The following is an 18,330-nucleotide window of genomic DNA, read 5'->3' as shown; positions in this document are numbered from 1 at the left end:
TAAATGAACGGATTCTCACAATTAAAGGCTTATCATAGTTTGATATTTATGGTAAATTAGTCATCATATACATGATATGATGGGCAGGTGAGGGTTCGATGAAAGTAAGAAGCTTGCTTGTCGGCATGACCGCGCTCAGTCTATGTACCGCTGGTCTCGTATACGCGGATCCCATCGCGAAGAGCATGAGGGTCATCGTGAACGGCACCGAAGCGGCGGGCGGCAGCGCGAAGGCATTGGATGGGCTGTACTTGTCGGTCGACCTGATCCGGGATCAGCTGCGCGGCATCGTCGGCTTGGATAGCAAGAAGCAGACGGTGTCGATTTATACGCCGAACGTACATATGATGACGAAAGACAGCGATTCCATATTCGGCGAGGTGAACAAGGGCGCCAAAATTTCCTTCAACGTGCTCGCCCAGATCGATTCGCTCAAGACGGATCTCGCCGCCTTCAAGGTGACGATCACCGCTCCGGACGGCAGCGAGACGCTCATCGAGGAACGTAAGGCCGGCCAGAAGGCGTTCCCGGAGAAGGGCAAGGAAGATTTCTGGATCAATACCCCGGTGCTCAGCTACAAATTCGCGGATAGCGGCAATTACAAGGTTCGCTTCCACATGCAGCCAGTCGGCGACTCGGCCATGCACGTCGTGTCCGAGAAGGTCATCGTCTCCAAATAATCGCCGGCGACATACGAAAACAAGCCCAGCCCCCTAGTCGGGAAGCTGGGCTATTAACGCATCCATCAGCGGCGCGAAGGCGCGGTTGACCGAACCGGCTTCGTCCATGATCCGGTCGAAATGCCTCACCGTGCCCATATTGGTATGACGACGGTAGGCGGTGAGCGGTTCGTTCAAATAGTGGAAATCGATGCGGCAGAGCACCATTCGGATCCACAATTCGTAGTCGTGCGTATAGGGAAGCCCCGGGTTGAAATAGCCGATCTCCTCCACGATCTTCTTCGTCATCATGACGGTGCAGCCGTTCACCGGGCAGCCCAGGCGCAGCGCTTGGATGAACGCTTTGGCCGTCGGGTACTTCAAACCCGCCCGATACTGGGTAATCGCGTTGTGCTCATTAATGACGTCGTAATCGGTATGGCTGATCTGCGCGCCGACGCTCTCCATGAAGATGACCTGATTGTTCACTTTGTCCGGGTAGAACCGGTCGTCGGAGCTGAGCCAGGCGACGTATTTGCCGCTGGCGGCCTGGATGCCGTAATTCAGCGCGCTGGCGGTGCCGGCGTTGGCTTTGCCAAGATAGACGATGCGGTGCAAATATGGCGCGATCAGATGCTGATTGCTGGTCGAGCCGTCGTCCACCACGATTACTTCGATATTCCCGTAGGATTGCCCGAGGGCGCTTTCGATCGCCTGGCCGATGTAGGGATCATTGTAAAAAGGGATGATGATCGACACTTTAGGCGTCATACCGTCCACCTCTTCTTCTCTATAATGGTATTGCCGCTTCGGCGGGACGCTTGTCGGCGTCAAACCCGGTGAATGCCCAGCGCGGTGAGGACATTCACCATATCGGCGGCGTAGCGGGCGAGGGAGAAACCAGACCGAATGTGCTGCTGGGCCGCCGCGCGGATCGATTCCGCCGAAGCGCGGTTATCCATAAGCTCGAGCGCGGAGCTGACCGCCCCTTCCAGATCGTCCCTGGCGAAAAACTTGCCGGTGACGTGGGGGGTAATAAACGCGCGAACGCCATCCGAGTCGGTCGCGAGCACCGGGCAGCGGCAGCCCATCGCCTCGGCGACGGCATAGCCGAATCCTTCCGTATTCGAGGTAGATAAGAGCAGTCCATGCGAATCTCCGGTCGCGGACAAATACAGCGGCATCTGATCGTGCGGCACGTTCGAGCGGACCGTCAGCCGGCCGCCAAGTCCGAGCTCTTGGACGAGCGCCTGGAATCGCTCGCGTTCGCCAGCTTGGGCAAGGTTCTCGTCGACGAACATCCACACCTCCAAATCCGGCTTGCGCTTGGCGAGCTCGCCGGCGATATACAGGAAGAGCGGCCAATTCTTGTTGGGCTCCAGCCTGCCGATCCAGCTGACGACCGGCTTGCCCTCCGGATTCAGCCACGGCGCCGGCCGATGGGCGAACCGATCCGTGTCGACCATGTTCTGCAAATAGAAACGGGGGAGGTCGGGATACAGAGCGTTGAACAATTCCATTAAGTGCACCGTCGGGGGACTGATGATCGCCTGCGTAAAGCCTCGAAGCCACGGTCCGGCATCGACCAGCGTCTGTCTTGCTTCACGAAGATCGCCAAGGCCCTGCGCCTCGTACAAAATCGGCCCCACGTATCCTAAGCCCCGCAAGCGCGGCGGCATCAGATGATCGCACGAGGCGATGACCGCGTCGTAGCTGTACGTTTCGATAATCGAACGGATATCGGCGTCGTCGTTGGTGATGAAGTGGGTCGTGTCCGTCAAATTTTGCCGGCCGGCCCCATCCTGCAGATAGAGGAGATGCGACTCGATGCCGGCCAGCCGAAGCGCCCGGCTGCGAAGCCGATTCAGCGTCTCGAGCCCGCCGCTTGGGATGAAAAACGTGAACAGCAATTTCATAGGAGGCGTCTCCTTTTGGCGTGAAATGGCTATCTCTACCTCTTATTTTATGCGCGGGATTCTAGCGCCCGATTGGATAAATGACCCTTTCCCGCCGCTTTGTTCATCGTGCTTTGAATTGCGGTCAGACGCCGAATAGCCCTGCCGGAGCGCGTGATCGCACTCCGGCAGGGCTATTCTAGCGCATGATGATAACCAGGATATCTCCACTCGGGAGCAGAACGCTACAGCGTCCAGCGCAGCAGCAGCGCCGCTTCCGTCAACCCGCCGCCGAATCCGTACAGCAGCACGAGGTCGCCGGTCTTCAGCCGTCCGTCTTTCATGGCGATATCCAGCGCGAGCGGAATGGATGCGGCGGACGTGTTGCCGCGCGTCTCGAGGCTGGCGAGCGTCCGCTCGACCGGAATACCCGTGCGCTCGCAGACGGATTCGATGATACGCATGTTGGCGCTGTGCGGCACGAACCAATCGAGATCGGATGGCGAGTAGCCGTAACGCTCCAGCAGCGCCGATACGCCCTTGGGCACGTTCGTCACGGCCCACTTATACACTTCCCGGCCGTTCTGGACGATTTTGCCGTTCGTGGCGATCGGCTTGCCGTCGATGGAAGCGGACAGGCTGGAGCGGTACAGATTCGCGTTGCGGTCGCCCGAGGTCGAGACGTACGAGCCGAGCAGCGATCCTTCTTCGCTTCTTTCCAGCAGCGCGGCGCCGGCGCCGTCCCCGAACAAGATGCAGGTGGAGCGGTCCTCGTAATCGGTCGCCTTGGAGAGCGTCTCCGCGCCGATGACGAGAATCTTGCGGTGGACGCCGGTCAGCAGCAGGCCGTTGGCCAGCTGCAGGGCGCTGACGAACCCGGCGCAGGCGGCTTGGATGTCTGCCGTCCCGCATGTCTCGATCCCGAACTCGGCCTGTACGCGAGCCGACATGCTCGGGAAGAACGTATCCGGCGTCGTCGTCGCGACGAGAACAAAATCGACGTCGGACAGCTCGGCGCCGTAACGGGCTTGCAGGTCCCGCACGGCCGCAAAGCACAAATCGCTGCAGTATTGGTCATCGGCCGCGATGCGTCGCTCGCGGATGCCGGTGCGCTGCACGATCCATTCGTCGTTGGTATCCACCATGGCCTCCAAATCCGCATTGGTCAAGATGCGCTCCGGGACGTAGCTACCGAATGCGGTCATGCGCGCGTTGGAGTAGAAGGAAGGGGTCTGCACGGCGATCAGCTCCTTTGGTTTTAGTATCTACTATTAGTACCAGGTTCTAATACCTTCACTTTACCTAAATTCGTTCGTGGTGTCAACGTTGAACCGGACGAACGCCGCTATTTAAGATTTGATGTCCTTCGTGAAATGGCGGATAAGGAATGGGAATATTTGTAGGAGAGTGTGATCCCATTAAAGCCATGACCGGCATCGGTTAAAAGTGACAGCATAGCCCCTCCGGCTTCGGCTAACGCTATAATCGGGCAAAAAGCATGCTCGATCATACGAATGGAGGATGGTTCATGCAGCGCAAATGGTTATGGCTTGCCGCCGGCGCCATGTTCAGCACGGTCATCGTCGGCTGTTCCGACAATCATGGCGAGCTGGGCAACCGGAATATCCGCCAGCAAAGCGTCCGCGAGGACGGCAATGGCAATATGCACGTCAGATTTTTCGCGAACGATCAGCTGAACGAGCAGAATCGGATGAATGGCCGCCGTTTGAACAGCAACAACATTATCGGATCCCATCGCAATTATCGTCTGGAACTGGATACGAATATCGCGGAACGCCTCTCCTCGTTATCCGGAGTAGGCACGGCTTACGTCATGCTGACGAACTCGAACGCTTATGTCGCGATCGACGGCAGGGAGCAGGGGGGAATCAGCGCCCAATCGGTCGGTCAGTCGTCCATGCGTCCGCTCTCCCGCACTGACATGGCGTATTTACCGCCTTCGGCCCATGCCCTAACGGAGGGCGGCGCGCGAGCCTATGCTCACCCGTTCGGCGATACGATGAGCCATTCTAATTTCGACGGCATGACGCAAAGCACCAGAGCGAGCCGCTTCGACGGCCGGAGAAGCTACGACAGCACGAAATTCGGCCGCCAGTCGGCGGTTCGGACCGGCTTGGGCGCGAACGCCGCGGGAGCCGGCACGAATGCTTTTGGCCCGCTGAACTATGCGCATACGTTCCGCGATACGATGGGGCTCTCGAATTACGCGGAGATGCTGCAGAGCACCGGCGAGCTGAATCGGATCGGCGACCGCATGCAATATGATGCCATGAATAATAAGAATATGGCGAACGATCGCATGATCGGCATGCGCTCTTCGGCCGCGGGCACCCCGTCGAACGGAGCGGACATCGTCCGTAACGACCGCGAATCCACCATGGAAGCCCAGATGGATCGCGGCCGCCGCATGAATAGCCGGGCTATGGATATTATGCGCGATCGGTTACGGTTTACCCATCCTGCCCAACGCGGCAACACCACGAGCGGCGCGACGACGGTACGGCCGTATGGCGGGGAATTGGGCCGCGGCATGTCGATCGGCTACCAGAACAGCATCGATTACGACATGTATGGCAGCGGAGGACGAAGCACAGTTCGTCCGCTGTCCATGACGGGCGCTAGTGCCGTGCGCATCGACGGTCAGCTGCAAGCCGAGGTCGAGCGTGAAGTGAGATCAATGGCTCCTTCCGTCAACCACGTATACGTCTCCTCCAACCCGGACTTCGTCCACCGGATGGCGGCGTATGCCGAGGATGTTCGTCTCGGACACCCGATTCAAGGGTATATCACCGAGTTCAACGCCATGGCGGAGCGGGTCTTCCCGGCAAGGGCGCTTCGAGACCGATAATTTCTGTTACACGCGATAGAAGAAGAACCGGCGTCCGCGCAAGCGGATCGCCGGTTCTTCTTTTGCGTTCGCATACAGGCCTGGCCGTTTCGCCTTGCCGTCGCGTTATCGTGACGAGCGCCCATTTTTATGCACAATCGCACCACTCTATTCGCCTTTTCATACTATATTTTGACTGTATCCCTTGACCTTGTTAGACAACAAAAATCCCGAGCAAGGAGGGGTGACGCATTTGAGGGACAACGACCAGAAGAGCAAATTTTTATTGACGCACCGCGAACGCGAAGTGTTCGAACTTCTCGTTCAGGACAAAACGACTCGCGATATCGCGCAGCAGCTGTTTATTAGCGAGAAAACGGTCCGCAACCATATTTCCAATGTTATGCAGAAACTGAACGTCAAAGGTCGTTCGCAAGCGGTTGTCGAGCTGATTAAGCTTGGGGAACTGAAAATTTGACCGCCCGGCCGCTAACCTTGCTCAAGCCTTCTTATTGCGCTTTCGTTCGAAAGCGGTGTAGGAAGGCTTTTTGACGCGCGCGGGACACGACTTAGAACAAACTCCAATCGAACGCCGTACTCATCCGCTCCAGCAGATGGACGCCCGCCGTGCTGTTGCCTTGGCGTCCGAGCGCGGGGCCGACGACCCCGATGCCGTATTGACCGGGTACAATGGCCATGATTCCGCCGGAGACGCCGCTCTTGGCAGGGATGCCGGTGCGGATCGCGAACTCGCCGGAGGCGTTGTACATGCCGCACGTGACCATGAACGATTTGGCGATGCGAACGTAGCGTCGAGGGACGAGCTCCCGGCCCGTAACCGGATCAATGCCGCCGAATGCGAGCACGAGCGCCATGCGCGCCAGCTGCGTACAATCGATCTCCACGGAACAGTGATCGAAGTAGACCTGCAGCAGCTCCTCGACGTCGATCTCTCCGCCGAGCACTTCGTTATCCTTCAGAAAATAAGCGAGCGAACGGTTCCGATGCGCCGTCGCGGCCTCTGATCGGCTGACCGCTTCGTTGATGCGCAGCTCGTTCGTTCCGGCCGCATCCCGGAAGAAGCGAAGAATGCGCTCGATCTTGCGGGCGGGCGTCTCGCCCTTGATCAGCGACGTAACCGCGATGGCTCCGGCGTTGATAAGCGGGTTGAACGGGATGCCAGGCTCAACCAGCTCCAGCTTGAGCATGGAATTGAAGTCGTCCCCCGACGGTTCCATCCCGACCTTGGCGAACACGCCTTCCTCGCCGTGATCCATAAGCGCCAGCAGCAGCGTGAACACCTTGGAGATGCTCTGCATCGTGAATTTCAGATCATGGCTGCCTTCGGACGCGGTCTCGCCGCCTCGCCCCATGAGGGTGATGCCGAGCGCGTCGGCCGGTGCCTTTGCCAGCTCCGGTATATAAGCGGCGACCCGGCCATGAACGGCGAGCGCGCGGCTTTCGTTCACCCAGCCCGGCAGCTGGGCGCGAATTTGATCCAACATGCGATTTCCTCCCGCGGTGGCTAGTTGTTATTAGTGTAAGACGCCGCCTTGGCGATATGCAAGCAAGCTTTTTTGGCGAAGGAGTAGGCGATTCGCGTCTGGATCACACTAACGACATGGAGGGAAGAGGCAGCATAGCCGTCTATTCGCCATGCCCATTCTCATGTACAATAAGGAAGCGGTTCCCAATATTTCCGTGTATATGACATCAGGAGGGCATTATGTTTAAATTTTTATTGTTTGTTTTGTTATGGCGGATTCTAGGCAATCCGTTCTTGGCGATTCTGGTTTTTCTCGTCGTGCTGTATATTATCGACCGCAGGTTCGTCGGTTTATCCCCGAGCATCGTGAAGCCGTTTCGCCGCTTGTCCGCGATCCGCAGACTCCGTCAGCAGGTGCTCATGAATCCGAACGACGTTCCGGGCAAACACGAGCTCGCCCGGCTCTATATAGAACGGAAGAAGTACGCCAAGGCGAAGGAGCTGCTCATGCCGCTTCAGGACGCGTTGGACCATTCGGCGGAATTCTGGGACGATCTGGGGACGGCTCTTGCCTATCTTGGCGAAGAGGACGCGGCGGAGGCCGCGCTGCGCAACGCGCTCTCCATTAACCCGAGGGTGAAATACGGCGCCGCGTACTTGCGGCTTGCCTCCCTCAAAGCGAAGTCCGATCCCGCGGCCGCCATCGGGCACTTGGAATCCTTCCGCCGGATCGATGCGTCTTCCTGCGAAGCGTATATCCAGACGGCGAAGCTGTACGCACAGCTCGGCCGCAAGGAGGACGCGGCTCGCGCGCTTGCGGAATGCGGCCAGATATACCGGGCGCTGCCTCGCTTCAAGAAAAGGCAGGAGCGCAAATGGGCGCTTAAGGCTTGGTGGGGCAGACTAACCGGTCCACGATAGATCGGACGAACCGGATGCGATCACGTTCGTCGTTCGCCTCCCCCATACGAGATTTTCTTTCGTAACGATGCTCCCTGCGATGGATTGGATATCCATTGCAGGGAGCATTTCCGTTTCGGTTTTGCTATAATAAAAAGAATGGCTGAACGAAGCGGAGGGACGGACGGATGTACACACGTTTTCAGTTGAACGACGGCTTGGGCGAATCGCTGGAGGCCCAGCTCGCCGAAGTCATGCCGGCGGAGCTGCTGGAGCGCGGCTGGGATTACTTCCGCAGGGAGAAGGTGCGTTCGGTCGAGGTGATGAACGGCACGAGCATCTACGGCTCGGTCAAAGGCGAGACCGTATACGCGGTAACCCTTGACGCCGACGAATTCGCCTTCAGCACCTGTACCTGTCCGCACGGCGGTTATTGCAAGCATATGGCGGCCGTTTATTTCGCGTACTGCCAATATGCCGGGATGAGTCCGGACGAAGCCTACAATCGGCTGTTGTACGGCGGGGCGATCGGAGGGGAGCCGGCCGGGGAAGTCGACGGCTCTTCGACGGGGACGCCGCCGCGGACGGACGATCCCGCTCAGACGCCGTCCGGCTGGATCGAGGCGATGGAACGGAAATTCGGCGATACGTACCGGCAGTGCAGACATTCGCTGCATCCGCTGCAATCGGTGCTGACGTCGCTGAAGAGCATGTCCAAGACGTGGCCGGAGACGCAGCGCAGAATGCACTGGATGCATGCGATTCTGTTCGTGGCGGAGCAGGCGGAGCGGGCGTATTCGGCGGTGGACAGCCATACGCGCTACTATTACGAGATGGCGTTCGCGCGGATGACGGAGCCGTGGATCGCCCAGTATTTGGAGCTTGCGAGCCAAGTGAACGCGGCCGGCATGTCGGGGGCGGAACGGGAAGCGGTCGAGAGTCTTCGGGCGTTCTTTCACGCCCGCGACATGGACCGCGAAGGGCAGCTGCACCGTTGGGAGACGCTGTACTTCGCGCTGTGGGGCAAAATGATCGACGATCCCGTTTGGCGGGACGCCGAGGAGAAGTGGCTCGCCGGTCGGCACCAGCTCTCGCGTAGAGCGGGCCGCGTCTCGTTCTTCTACCCGATGGCGCTGGCGTTCCTCCATTTCGTGGAGGGCGGCGACGATAAGGCGGTGGCGCTGCTCGCCGATACGGAGTTCAACCGGACGGTGCTGCTCGCCTGCGACTGCGCCTTGGAACGACTGGAGGAGAACGACTGGGATCGGCTCGCCAGCTGGATGGATTACATTTATGCCGGACTCATGGTCGAACGCAAATCCCGCGCCTTCGGTCCGTTCCTGTCGATGTGCAGAATCGCCGATGAGCGTCAGCCGGAGAATCCGGCGTGGGAGAAGTATCTGATCTCGTTCTTGCCCAACTCCTACTCGGCCTTGTCCGATCATTGGATCGAGCAGCAGCGCTACCGGCAGTGGGCGGATCTTCAGCTGCGGATCGGCATCGATCCCGACGAGCTGGACGTTCAGGTGGTGCGGGAGGTGGCCAAGAACGCCCCGCTGGTGCTGTTCCCGATGTATCACCAAGCGATCGATCAAGCGATCCGCAGCCGCAACCGGCAAGGCTACCGGAACGCCGTCAAGCTGATGAAGAAGCTGGAGAAGCTGTATAAGACGGAGAAGAAGCAGGAAGCTTGGGATCGCTACATAGGCGAGACCGTGCGCAAGCACCAGCGGCTTCGCGCGCTGCAGGAAGAGCTCTGGAGGGGAAAAATCATCACATGAGAGGCTACACGGGAGCGGAAACGCTGTATGTCGACGGATATTGGAAAGACGGCGAAGGAATCGTGCTGAGCGTCCGCCATGCGGCAGGGCTTTCGCAGCGAAGCCGTTCGCTGCTGTTTGCCTGGCATGCCCCGTCTTGGTACGGCACCGAGATCGAGGAGCGGCTCGACGAGCGAACCGGGCAGATGGAGCTGAGCGTGCCTGCGCTGCTTGCGATGGATTATTTGGCGCAGCCCGCGCCGGTATCGCTTCTTGAAGTGGAGTGGGGCGAGCGCGCCCGGCGTCTTATGGATTACGCGGCGCTGCTTCGGACGGTGCTGCTGCGCGGCTGGTTCATCCCGGACTGGTCGCGATGGACGGAGCAGGAGCGCGCCTGGAGGTTGGATATCCCGACGCTGGAACCCGAGGCCGAGGCGATCGTCAGGCTGGAGGCCGAGCTGGCCGAAGCCGGCGACGGAGGCGCGCGGCGATGGCTGACGCAGCTGGTCGAGTCGCTGATCGAGAACGATGCCACCGTGGCCCAAGCCTGGCAGGAGACCGCCAGAGGCGCGGGCGAATCGGTGCTGGCGCAGAAGGCCGCCGACGAGGACGACTGGCTGGTCGCGATTGGACTCAAGCGCGACGACGTTCCGTTCCGGATGGCGCTGCAGCTGATGGAACCCGACGGCGAAGCCGGATGGCGGCTGCGCCCTGCGGTGCAGGACCGGGCGCTGGGCGGCGGTTGGCGCGCGCTGCGCCCGGCGGGACCTTCCGCCGGCGGGGAGGCCGAAGAAGGCTTGCCGCCGCTGCGCTTCCGCCTGCCGGACGACGCGCCGGCCGATTGGCGGCCGCATTTCGCTTCGCGGATGAGGCGCGAGGAAGCCAAGTGGCTGGCGGCGCTGCCGGATTGGACGGACGGCGGGGATGCGGAGAGCGGCGGACTGGCGTATATGCGGACGGAGCTGACCGACGGCGAGGCGTTTCAATTTCTGGAGCAGGCGAGCGGGAAGCTGCTGGCGGCGGGCGCGCCCGTGCTGCTGCCCGGCTGGTGGGAGAACGTGCGCAACCGGCGCCTGCGTCTGCGCGCCAAGGTCAAATCGTCGATCGGCGCGCCCGATCAGTCGACCTTCGGCCTTCAGCAGATCATCGACTTCGATTGGAAACTCGCGGTCGGCGGCGTCAGCATGAGCGAAGCGGAGTTTATGCGGCTGGCCGAGGAGAACCGCCGCTTGATGCAAGTGGGCGGGGAGTGGGTGCATTTGGACCCGGACGACGTGGATCGGATCCGCCGCTGGCTGAAGAAGAACGGCGGCAAGCAGGGGTTCACGATGCGCGACGTGCTCGAGATGCATCTGCGCGGTTCGGCCGAATTGGAAGCGGAGCAGGAAGACCGCGAGGCGCTTGAGGCCGAGGTGGAGCTGAACGAGCATCTGGCCGCCTGGATCGGCAAGCTGAGCGAGACGAGCGAGCTGCCGGTCATCGAGAAGCCGGCGGACTTCCGAGGCGAGCTGCGGCCGTACCAGCTGCAAGGCGTGTCTTGGCTTGCGTTCCTGCGGCAATTCGGCATCGGGGCCTGCTTGGCGGACGATATGGGCCTGGGCAAGACGGTACAATTCACCGCGTATTTGCAATACGTGCTGGAGAAGGGGAATAGGCTCGGGCCGTCGCTCCTCATTTGCCCGACGTCGGTCATTGGCAACTGGGAGAAGGAACTGGAGAAATTCGCGCCGTCGCTACGCATCCACGTGCATTACGGTCCGAAGCGATTCAAGGGCGAAGCGTTCGCCGAAGCGGCGCAGGACGCGGACTTGGTCATTACCTCGTACGCGCTGGCGCCGCTCGACGAGGAAGACATCGGCGCCGTGCCATGGGATGTCGTCTGTCTGGACGAAGCCCAGAATATTAAGAACTACTACACGAAGCAATCGATGGCGATCCGCGCCTTCCCGGCCCGGCACCGGATCGCGCTGACCGGGACGCCGATGGAGAACCGGCTGACCGAGCTGTGGTCGATCTACGATTTCATCAACCCCGGCTATCTGGGCAGCTTGGGCGAATTCAGGCGGGCGGTCGTCCAGCCGATCGAGCGCGAGCGGGACGAGGCGCTCATCGCCGAGCTGCAGCGGTGGGTGAAGCCATTCATGCTCCGCCGCGTGAAGAAAGACCCTTCGATTCAATTGTCGCTGCCGGAGAAGAACGAGATGCAGACCTACCTGTCGCTCACGGTGGAGCAGGGCGCGATCTACGAGAACATGGTCTCCGATCTGCTCGGCCAGCTGGAGTCCGTCGGAGCGATGCAGCGGCGGGGGCTCATTCTCTCGGCGCTTACCCGGCTCAAGCAGGTGTGCGACCATCCGAGCCTGCTGCTGAAGGAAGATCCGCAGGCGCCGGGGGCTTGGGATCCGGAACGTTCGAACAAGGTGCTGCGTCTGCTCGAAATGGTGGAGGAGATCGCGGCCGAGGGCGAACGCTGTCTCATCTTCACGCAGTACGTGGACATGGGCCTCGCGCTGCAGCGGCTGATTAACGAACGAATCGGCCTGCCGACGCCGTATTTGCACGGCGGCGTGCCGAAGGCCGCGCGCGACGCGATGATCCAGTCGTTCCAGAACGAGCAGGAGCCGGGCTGCGCCTTCGTGTTGTCGCTGAAGGCCGGAGGCACGGGCCTCAACCTGACGGCGGCGAACCATGTCATCCATTTCGACCGGTGGTGGAATCCGGCCGTCGAGAACCAAGCCACGGACCGCGCGTTCCGGATCGGGCAGAAACGAAGCGTGCAAGTGCACAAGTACGTCACGCTCGGCACGCTGGAGGAGCGGATCGACGATATGATCTCTCGGAAGCAGCTGCTGAACGACCAGGTCGTCGGCCAGTCCGAGAACTGGATTACCGAGCTGTCGACCGACGAACTGCGCGATTTGTTTTCGCTGCGCAAGCAGCGGCTGAAGGGCTAACGAACGCCGGCATCCGGCGGGGAATGAGGGGCGAAAGATGGAGAACGGTAAGGGAGACAACACGCTCAAAGAACGGGACGAACGCCAAGCGGCGCTGTCCGGGCGCAAGCCGGTCGGCGAGGAGCCTGAGCTGCTCGCCCTTGATCACGGTCCAGACGACGTCGCGCCGCATTGGCAGTCCTTCTACCAGGCTGTGCGGCAGTCGGTCTTGGGCATACGCGAGAAGAGCGGTCAAGTATAAGGGAAAGGATGATCCGAGTCCGTCGGATCATCCTTTTTTTTGCGACGAGCACGGGAAAGGCGGCCTAAATAAGGTCGACCGCATGTTCGCCGACTTCACGACAAGGGGAAGACGAAATCCATGCTGCTGCATCCGCTTCTCGCGTCGAATAGACGTTAACAAGCTAGGCGCGACGCCTTCTTGCCCCGGCATCGTACCTGGCCGCTTCACGATGCGCCGGTTGTTTGGTACAGTAGAAGCAACATGCAGCATCGTGGGGCTAGAGGCGCATGACACGCTGCTTAGTCGTTCTTGCTGCTTGGCTTCTGTACCGCCGTATCGTCCGACAGCTTGTCGCCGAACTGGTCCAGACGCGACGGGCTGGCCGCCGGTCCGTTGTTTTTCGGTTTGTTATTGCGTCCTGACATGTTCTTCACCTCCCGCTCTCATAACATGGGCGGGTTGGGCGGCTTTCATGCAGCCAGAACGATTCCCGCGAGCCATGCTCCGGGCGCAGATCAATCAAGAAGAGGAGTTTGAACCATGGGCATCCGTAGAAATGTGTCCCCTCTCCGGTTTTTTTTGTCCTCTTGCTTCGCGGATTCCGCCGCTATAATGAGAGTGGAAAGGGATATGGGGGTTCGACCGCGATTGGATGAAAGCGCATGCTTTTACAATTTGCCTTTTCCGCCGGTTCGGCCGCATGTACGCCTCTTCGGCGCGCGCAGCGCCCTATCGGGACGAGCAAACAGGAGGTCTCATTCATGAACATACGGCATACAGCCATGACCGTCATCGCGGTTTCCGTCGCAGCGGCATTCGCCGGCTGCGCGTCCGGGGGGACGAATGAGACCGGAGCGGACGCTCCCGGCGGGAATTCGGTATACAAAGACGTCAAGCTGACGCTGCGGCATACGCAGATCAAGGAATCGAGCAAGATCCGGCTCAAAATTTTTCAGGACGTGGTAGCGAAGACGGAAGCGGACAATCCGGGCTTGACAATCGAGCTCGAGGGGATCGACGAAGTCGTCAACCGGGACCAGAAGCTGAAGGCCGAGATGGCCGCGGGCAATCCGCCCGACATCTTCGAGGTGTTCGGCGGCGCGGATTTGGCGCTATACGTCAAAGCCGGACGAATGATGGATTTGACGCCGATCCTCGATGAGCTCGGCATCCGGGACGACTTCGCCAACTTGGACGAATTCACCATCGACGGGAAAATATACGGCCTTCCGTTCGGGGGCTATTGCGAAGGCGTGTTCTACAACAAAGCGCTGTTCGAGAAGCTCAACCTGACGGTGCCCCGCACCTGGGACGAACTGCTGCACGTCGGCAATGTGCTCAAATCCGAGGGCATCGTTCCGTTCGCCCAAGCCGCGAAGGACGCTTGGGTGGTCGGGATGATGTGGAACACGATCGCGGAGCGGTTCGTTGGCATCGACGCGTTCTACAAGCTGCGGACGGGCGAGGCGAAGTGGACGGATCCGGGCTTCGTGAAGTCGTTCGAGGCGTTCGCGCAGCTCGTGGACAAGAAATTTTTCACCGACGGATCGCTCGGACTCCCTTATGCGGTGCAAGGCACGCAGTTCCTCAGAGGGGATGCGGCGATGGTGTTCACCGGCACGTGGGACGCGAACCGCTTCGTCGGTCCGGAGGCCGGCAAGCTGGACGGCAACATCGGATTTTTCACGTTCCCGGCGATTCCGGGCGGCCAGGGCGACCAAACGTCCATTAACGGCGGCTATTCGAACGGCTTCGGCTTCTCCGCCAACGTGAGCGAGGATCAGAAGGCGATGATCGTCGCGTTCATCCGGAATTTTTACACGGTCGAGATTCAGAAGCGAACGCTGCTCGAGGACAAAGTGCTGCCTTCGATGCGCATGACCGACCTCTCCGGCGTCGATCCGCTCATGTCGGAGGTGCAGCGGACGCTGGCGAACGCGTCGTCGGCTTGGAAGGCGTTCGACTCGATCGTGCAGCCGAAAGTGGGCGCGGATCTGGGCGTCGGGCTGCAGGAGCTGATCGGTCAGGTGAAGACCCCCGCGGAAGTGGCCGCGCATGTTCAGGAAACGCAGCGCATCGCCAACCAAGCGACGCCGTAGCTTGCAAGTTCGTTAGAAGGAGCGATCGCATATGAACTTAAGAGTGAAGCTGTTCGCCGCCTTCATCGGACTGATCGTCGTTCCCTTGATCGGACTCGGCATCGTTTCCTTTCTGAATTCCGAGCATTTGCTCGAGAAGAAGTACAGCGAACAGACGGAGATCACCTTGAAGGCTGTCGGCGGCAACATCCGCTTTTTCTTCAAGGAGCTGGACCAAATTACCGACGCCAGCGTGACGAACAGCTGGATTCAAGAACCGCTGAAGGCGAATCTCGGCGCGGAGATCACCAAGCCGCAGGGGCAGATCAAGAAGAACCAGGCCGACAAGGAGCTTACGCGCGTGCTGTTCCAACATCCGGCCATCAGCATCGTCGTCCTGTACGCGAAGGACAATATGCAGTATCTCGCCTCGCGGAACGATCCGACCACCTTCCGTGCGATCGCGCTCGATCAGCTGCAGGGCTATGCGATTTACGATCAGGTGGTCAAGCGCAACGGCCTTCCCGTCTGGATCGGTCCTTACGAGGAGCAGGGGTTGACCGGAGACGACGTGCCGCTGTTCACCCAGATGCGGCTGGTGAAGGATACCGAATCGTTCAACGACCTGGGCGTCATGGTCACGCAGTACAAGACGGACGAGGTGGACCGGATGCTGCAGGACTTCACGCTGTTCGGCGACGATCACACGTCGCAGACTCGGTACTTGATCCTGAACAAGGACGGCCTGGTTATGCTCGACAGCGAACATGATCTGGAAGGGACATCGATCGCAGAGCAAACGGATCTTCAGGTCGATACGGCTGCCGGATACATGAGCGCGCGCGCCCGGTTCAGCGGCGAGGACGTGCTGTTCTCCGCCTATAATCTCGACCGCAGCGGGTGGGTGCTCGTCTCGGTCAAGTCTTGGGAATCGTTGACGAACGAGAACATGCGCTTTCTCCAGTGGATCGGCGGGATCACGCTGCTCTGCCTGCTCTCGGCCGTGCTGTTCAATATGCTGTTCGTCAACCGCATCGCCAAGGCGATCATCCGCGTCGTCCGCAAGATGCGTCTCGTGGAGCAGGGCATGATGGATACGCGCGTGACGGCGCACGGCCGCGACGAGACGGTGCTGCTGGCGCGTTCGTTCAATAGCATGGTCGAGACGATCGGCCGGCTGCTGCGGGAGGTCCGCCACGAGCAGGAGCGCAAGCAGCGCGCCGAGATGATGCTGATGCAGGCGCAGATCAAGCCGCACTTCCTGTTCAATACGCTGGAGTCGATCAACGCGCTGGCCGCGCAGAACGACGGGCGCAAGGTGATGCTCATGGTGCGGAGGCTGAGCAATCTGCTGCGCACGAGCATGCATCAGGCGGAGGTCATTACCGTCCGGCAGGAAATCGAGCATGTGCGCAGCTACCTCGAGATTCAGGATTACCGCTTCGAGGACGTCTTTACGTACGAGCTGGACATCCCGGAGGGCGCGCTCGACTTCACGATTTTGAAGCTGTCGCTGCAGCCGCTCGTCGAGAACAGCATTCAGCACGGCTTCGAGGGCCTGACGGAGCTCGGCGTCATCACGATCTCGGCCGAGGTGATCGACGGCGCGGTCGTATTCATGGTACGGGACAATGGGATCGGGATGAGCGAGTCGTCGCTGCGCAAACTGAACGGGATCGAGAACGAGAACACGGGACGCGCAGGCGCGCCGCCTCTCGGCGAAGGCGAGCGCAACGGACTGGGGATGCGCAATGTCGCCGACCGGCTGCGCATCCATTACGGTCCAGCTTACGGCATGATCGTCTGCAGTTGGCCGGGGTACGGTACAGTCATACGGATAACGATTCCGCGAATACGGGGTGAATGGATAGGATGACGCAGAACAACAGAGTGCTGCTGGTGGACGACGAGCTGCATATTACGCGCAACCTGGAGAAGGTCATTCCGTGGGAGATGCTCGGCCTCGAGGTGGCGGGGACGGCGAAGAACGGCGTCGAGGCGCTCGATTTACTGGAGCAGAACAAGGCGGATTTGATTTTGTGCGACATCCGGATGCCGGTCATGGACGGACTGGAGCTCGTGCGGCGCATACGCGAGCAAGGGCTCGATCTGGACGTCATCATGCTGACGGGCTACCAGGACTTTACGTACACGCGGGCGGCGATCCAATTCGGGGTCAAGGATTACGTCCTGAAGCCGATTCCGTACGACGAGCTCACCGGCGTCATCGCCCGAGTCATGAACGAACAGCGGGCCAGAAGACGCAAGGCGAAGGACGAGGAACGCAAAATCGGCCAAATGATCGATATGGCGAACGAGAAAATTTTATACGACGTGCTGATGGATTACACGGTGATCACGCCGGACAGCCTCCTGATGGCGGGCGTGGAAGGACAGATCGACGAGCCGGCCTACACGGTCATCGTGCTCGACTTGAACGTCGGCTCGGAGGACGCTCAGGATTGGCGAGAATGGACGGCCAAGGAGCGGAAAATGTGGAACTACTCCATCATCTCCGTGCTTCGCCGAACGCTGCAGAAGGCCGCGCTGCCGCATGCGGTTATCCAGACGCGCGACGGCGAGTGGTGCGTGCTTATCCAGAATGCCGGCGAGACGCTCGGCCAGGAGCAGATGGCGGAATGGACGCGCCACCTGCTCGGGGCAGTCCGTCAGGAGGCCGCGCACAAGCTGAACGCGGGGATATTCGCCAGGCAGGCGGCGCTGACGGATCTTGCGGCCGCCTATAAGACGGTGCAGCGCGGCATGCAGCTCGCAATCAGCGGAGACGGTCTGGCTTTCTTCGGCGGCGAGAAGAGCGCGGCGGTCGAGCCGGAGCGCGTCATGTGGGATACGGCGGAGCGGCTGGTCGGCGGGCTGAAGCGCGGCGACCCGGACAAGGTGAACGACGAGTTAAGCCGGCTGGCCGATCAGATGCAGCACGCAGGCGACATTCCGACGGAGCGGCTGGGGGCGATGCTGCATTTCGTGGCGCTGCACCTGATGCGGGAGTTGAAGGAAGCGGGACTGCTGCCGCGCGATCAGGAAGAGGTGTTCTGGCGTAAGCTTGACGGCCGCTTCTGCGTCAAGGACCTTATGGCGGCGATCCGCCAGGCGTCGAGCGTCGGGGTTGCCCGGTCGACCGACAAGCGCAAGCACTCGCACCGCCAGATGGGCGACGCGAAGGCGTTCATTGACCGGAATCTATTCCGCGATCTGAGCGTCGAGGAAGCCGCTTCCTTCGTCGGGCTCAGCACCTCGCATTTCAGCCTGCTGTTCAAGCAGACATACGGGGAGACGTTCATCGAATACGTGACGCGCGAGCGGATGGAGCGGGCCAAATCGCTGCTCGCCGATACGGCGCTCAGCGTGTCGCAGATCGCGAAGGAAGTCGGCTATGCCGAACGGCGCTATTTTACGAAAGTGTTCATGAAATACACCGGACAAAATCCGTCCGAATTTCGCACCTCCCGGCAGGGAGGGCAAGCAGCCGAGAACGAGCCTGAGGATCTGTAACGAACAGATCCGAT

The 18,330-nt window shown here is 60.3% G+C and carries 15 protein-coding genes; 10 read left to right on the top strand and 5 right to left on the bottom strand.

What is annotated here, in order from left to right:
- The first annotated feature begins 98 nt into the window (after nt 1-98).
- Complete coding sequence (locus tag ACFSKT_RS20690; protein ID WP_377718323.1) at nt 99-680, top strand: hypothetical protein; 582 nt, start codon at nt 99-101, stop codon at nt 678-680.
- A 33-nt stretch (nt 681-713) separates the two neighbouring features.
- Here ACFSKT_RS20690 and ACFSKT_RS20685 read toward each other — a convergent pair whose 3' ends face one another.
- The 3 genes from ACFSKT_RS20685 to ACFSKT_RS20675 form a co-directional block, all read right to left on the bottom strand.
- Complete coding sequence (locus ACFSKT_RS20685) at nt 714-1,430, bottom strand: glycosyltransferase (protein WP_377718324.1); 717 nt, start codon at nt 1,428-1,430, stop codon at nt 714-716.
- Nucleotides 1,431-1,489: 59 nt separating this feature from the next.
- Nucleotides 1,490-2,575: a glycosyltransferase family 4 protein gene (locus tag ACFSKT_RS20680; protein WP_377718325.1), complete on the bottom strand. Its 1,086-nt coding sequence runs from the start codon at nt 2,573-2,575 to the stop codon at nt 1,490-1,492.
- 224 nt (nt 2,576-2,799) lie between these two features.
- Nucleotides 2,800-3,759 carry a ketoacyl-ACP synthase III gene (locus tag ACFSKT_RS20675; protein WP_377718757.1) on the bottom strand — a complete coding sequence of 320 codons (960 nt, stop codon included), beginning with the start codon at nt 3,757-3,759 and terminating at the stop codon, nt 2,800-2,802.
- A 323-nt stretch (nt 3,760-4,082) separates the two neighbouring features.
- Here ACFSKT_RS20675 and ACFSKT_RS20670 point away from each other — a divergent pair, with 323 nt between their 5' ends.
- A complete protein-coding gene (locus ACFSKT_RS20670) occupies nt 4,083-5,423 on the top strand; it encodes a YhcN/YlaJ family sporulation lipoprotein (RefSeq protein ID WP_377718326.1) in 1,341 nt (446 codons plus the stop codon).
- A gap of 232 nt (nt 5,424-5,655) precedes the next feature.
- A complete protein-coding gene (locus tag ACFSKT_RS20665; RefSeq protein ID WP_377501205.1) occupies nt 5,656-5,880 on the top strand; it encodes a helix-turn-helix domain-containing protein in 225 nt (74 codons plus the stop codon).
- 91 nt (nt 5,881-5,971) lie between these two features.
- On the opposite strand, the gene glsA is transcribed toward ACFSKT_RS20665, so the two are convergent.
- Nucleotides 5,972-6,907, bottom strand: a complete 936-nt coding sequence (glsA, locus tag ACFSKT_RS20660) for a glutaminase A (protein ID WP_377718327.1) — start codon at nt 6,905-6,907, stop codon at nt 5,972-5,974.
- Between the two features lie 221 nt (nt 6,908-7,128).
- On the opposite strand from glsA, the gene ACFSKT_RS20655 reads away from it, so the two are divergent.
- From ACFSKT_RS20655 to ACFSKT_RS20640, 4 genes are all read left to right on the top strand, one after another.
- Nucleotides 7,129-7,809 carry a tetratricopeptide repeat protein gene (locus tag ACFSKT_RS20655; RefSeq protein WP_377718328.1) on the top strand — a complete coding sequence of 227 codons (681 nt, stop codon included), beginning with the start codon at nt 7,129-7,131 and terminating at the stop codon, nt 7,807-7,809.
- Nucleotides 7,810-7,976: 167 nt separating this feature from the next.
- Complete coding sequence (locus ACFSKT_RS20650) at nt 7,977-9,569, top strand: SWIM zinc finger family protein (protein ID WP_377718329.1); 1,593 nt, start codon at nt 7,977-7,979, stop codon at nt 9,567-9,569.
- The gene (locus ACFSKT_RS20645) at nt 9,566-12,502 is read left to right on the top strand and encodes a DEAD/DEAH box helicase (protein WP_377718330.1); all 2,937 of its coding nucleotides are present in this window, start codon (nt 9,566-9,568) and stop codon (nt 12,500-12,502) included. The genes ACFSKT_RS20650 and ACFSKT_RS20645 overlap by 4 nt, the downstream gene beginning before the upstream one ends.
- 37 nt (nt 12,503-12,539) lie before the next feature.
- Complete coding sequence (locus ACFSKT_RS20640) at nt 12,540-12,743, top strand: hypothetical protein (RefSeq protein WP_377718331.1); 204 nt, start codon at nt 12,540-12,542, stop codon at nt 12,741-12,743.
- A gap of 281 nt (nt 12,744-13,024) precedes the next feature.
- Here the strand turns inward: ACFSKT_RS20640 and ACFSKT_RS20635 are convergent, their stop codons facing one another.
- Nucleotides 13,025-13,150 carry a hypothetical protein gene (locus ACFSKT_RS20635; RefSeq protein WP_281288269.1) on the bottom strand — a complete coding sequence of 42 codons (126 nt, stop codon included), beginning with the start codon at nt 13,148-13,150 and terminating at the stop codon, nt 13,025-13,027.
- Nucleotides 13,151-13,486: 336 nt separating this feature from the next.
- Between ACFSKT_RS20635 and ACFSKT_RS20630 the strand changes: the two genes are divergently transcribed.
- Genes ACFSKT_RS20630 through ACFSKT_RS20620 form a run of 3 tightly spaced genes read left to right on the top strand, consistent with a single transcriptional unit; the run spans nt 13,487 to nt 18,316 of the window.
- Nucleotides 13,487-14,824 carry an ABC transporter substrate-binding protein gene (locus ACFSKT_RS20630; RefSeq protein WP_377718332.1) on the top strand — a complete coding sequence of 446 codons (1,338 nt, stop codon included), beginning with the start codon at nt 13,487-13,489 and terminating at the stop codon, nt 14,822-14,824.
- 31 nt (nt 14,825-14,855) lie between these two features.
- Nucleotides 14,856-16,679: a cache domain-containing sensor histidine kinase gene (locus ACFSKT_RS20625; RefSeq protein WP_377718333.1), complete on the top strand. Its 1,824-nt coding sequence runs from the start codon at nt 14,856-14,858 to the stop codon at nt 16,677-16,679.
- Complete coding sequence (locus ACFSKT_RS20620; RefSeq protein ID WP_377718334.1) at nt 16,676-18,316, top strand: response regulator; 1,641 nt, start codon at nt 16,676-16,678, stop codon at nt 18,314-18,316. The genes ACFSKT_RS20625 and ACFSKT_RS20620 overlap by 4 nt, the downstream gene beginning before the upstream one ends.
- The last annotated feature ends 14 nt before the right edge of the window (nt 18,317-18,330 follow it).

The sequence above is a fragment of the Paenibacillus xanthanilyticus genome, assembly GCF_042682185.1.
Lineage (GTDB): Bacteria > Bacillota > Bacilli > Paenibacillales > Paenibacillaceae > Paenibacillus_Z > Paenibacillus_Z xanthanilyticus.
Note: the sequence above shows the minus strand (reverse complement) of the source record. Positions and strands in the feature narration are given on the sequence as shown.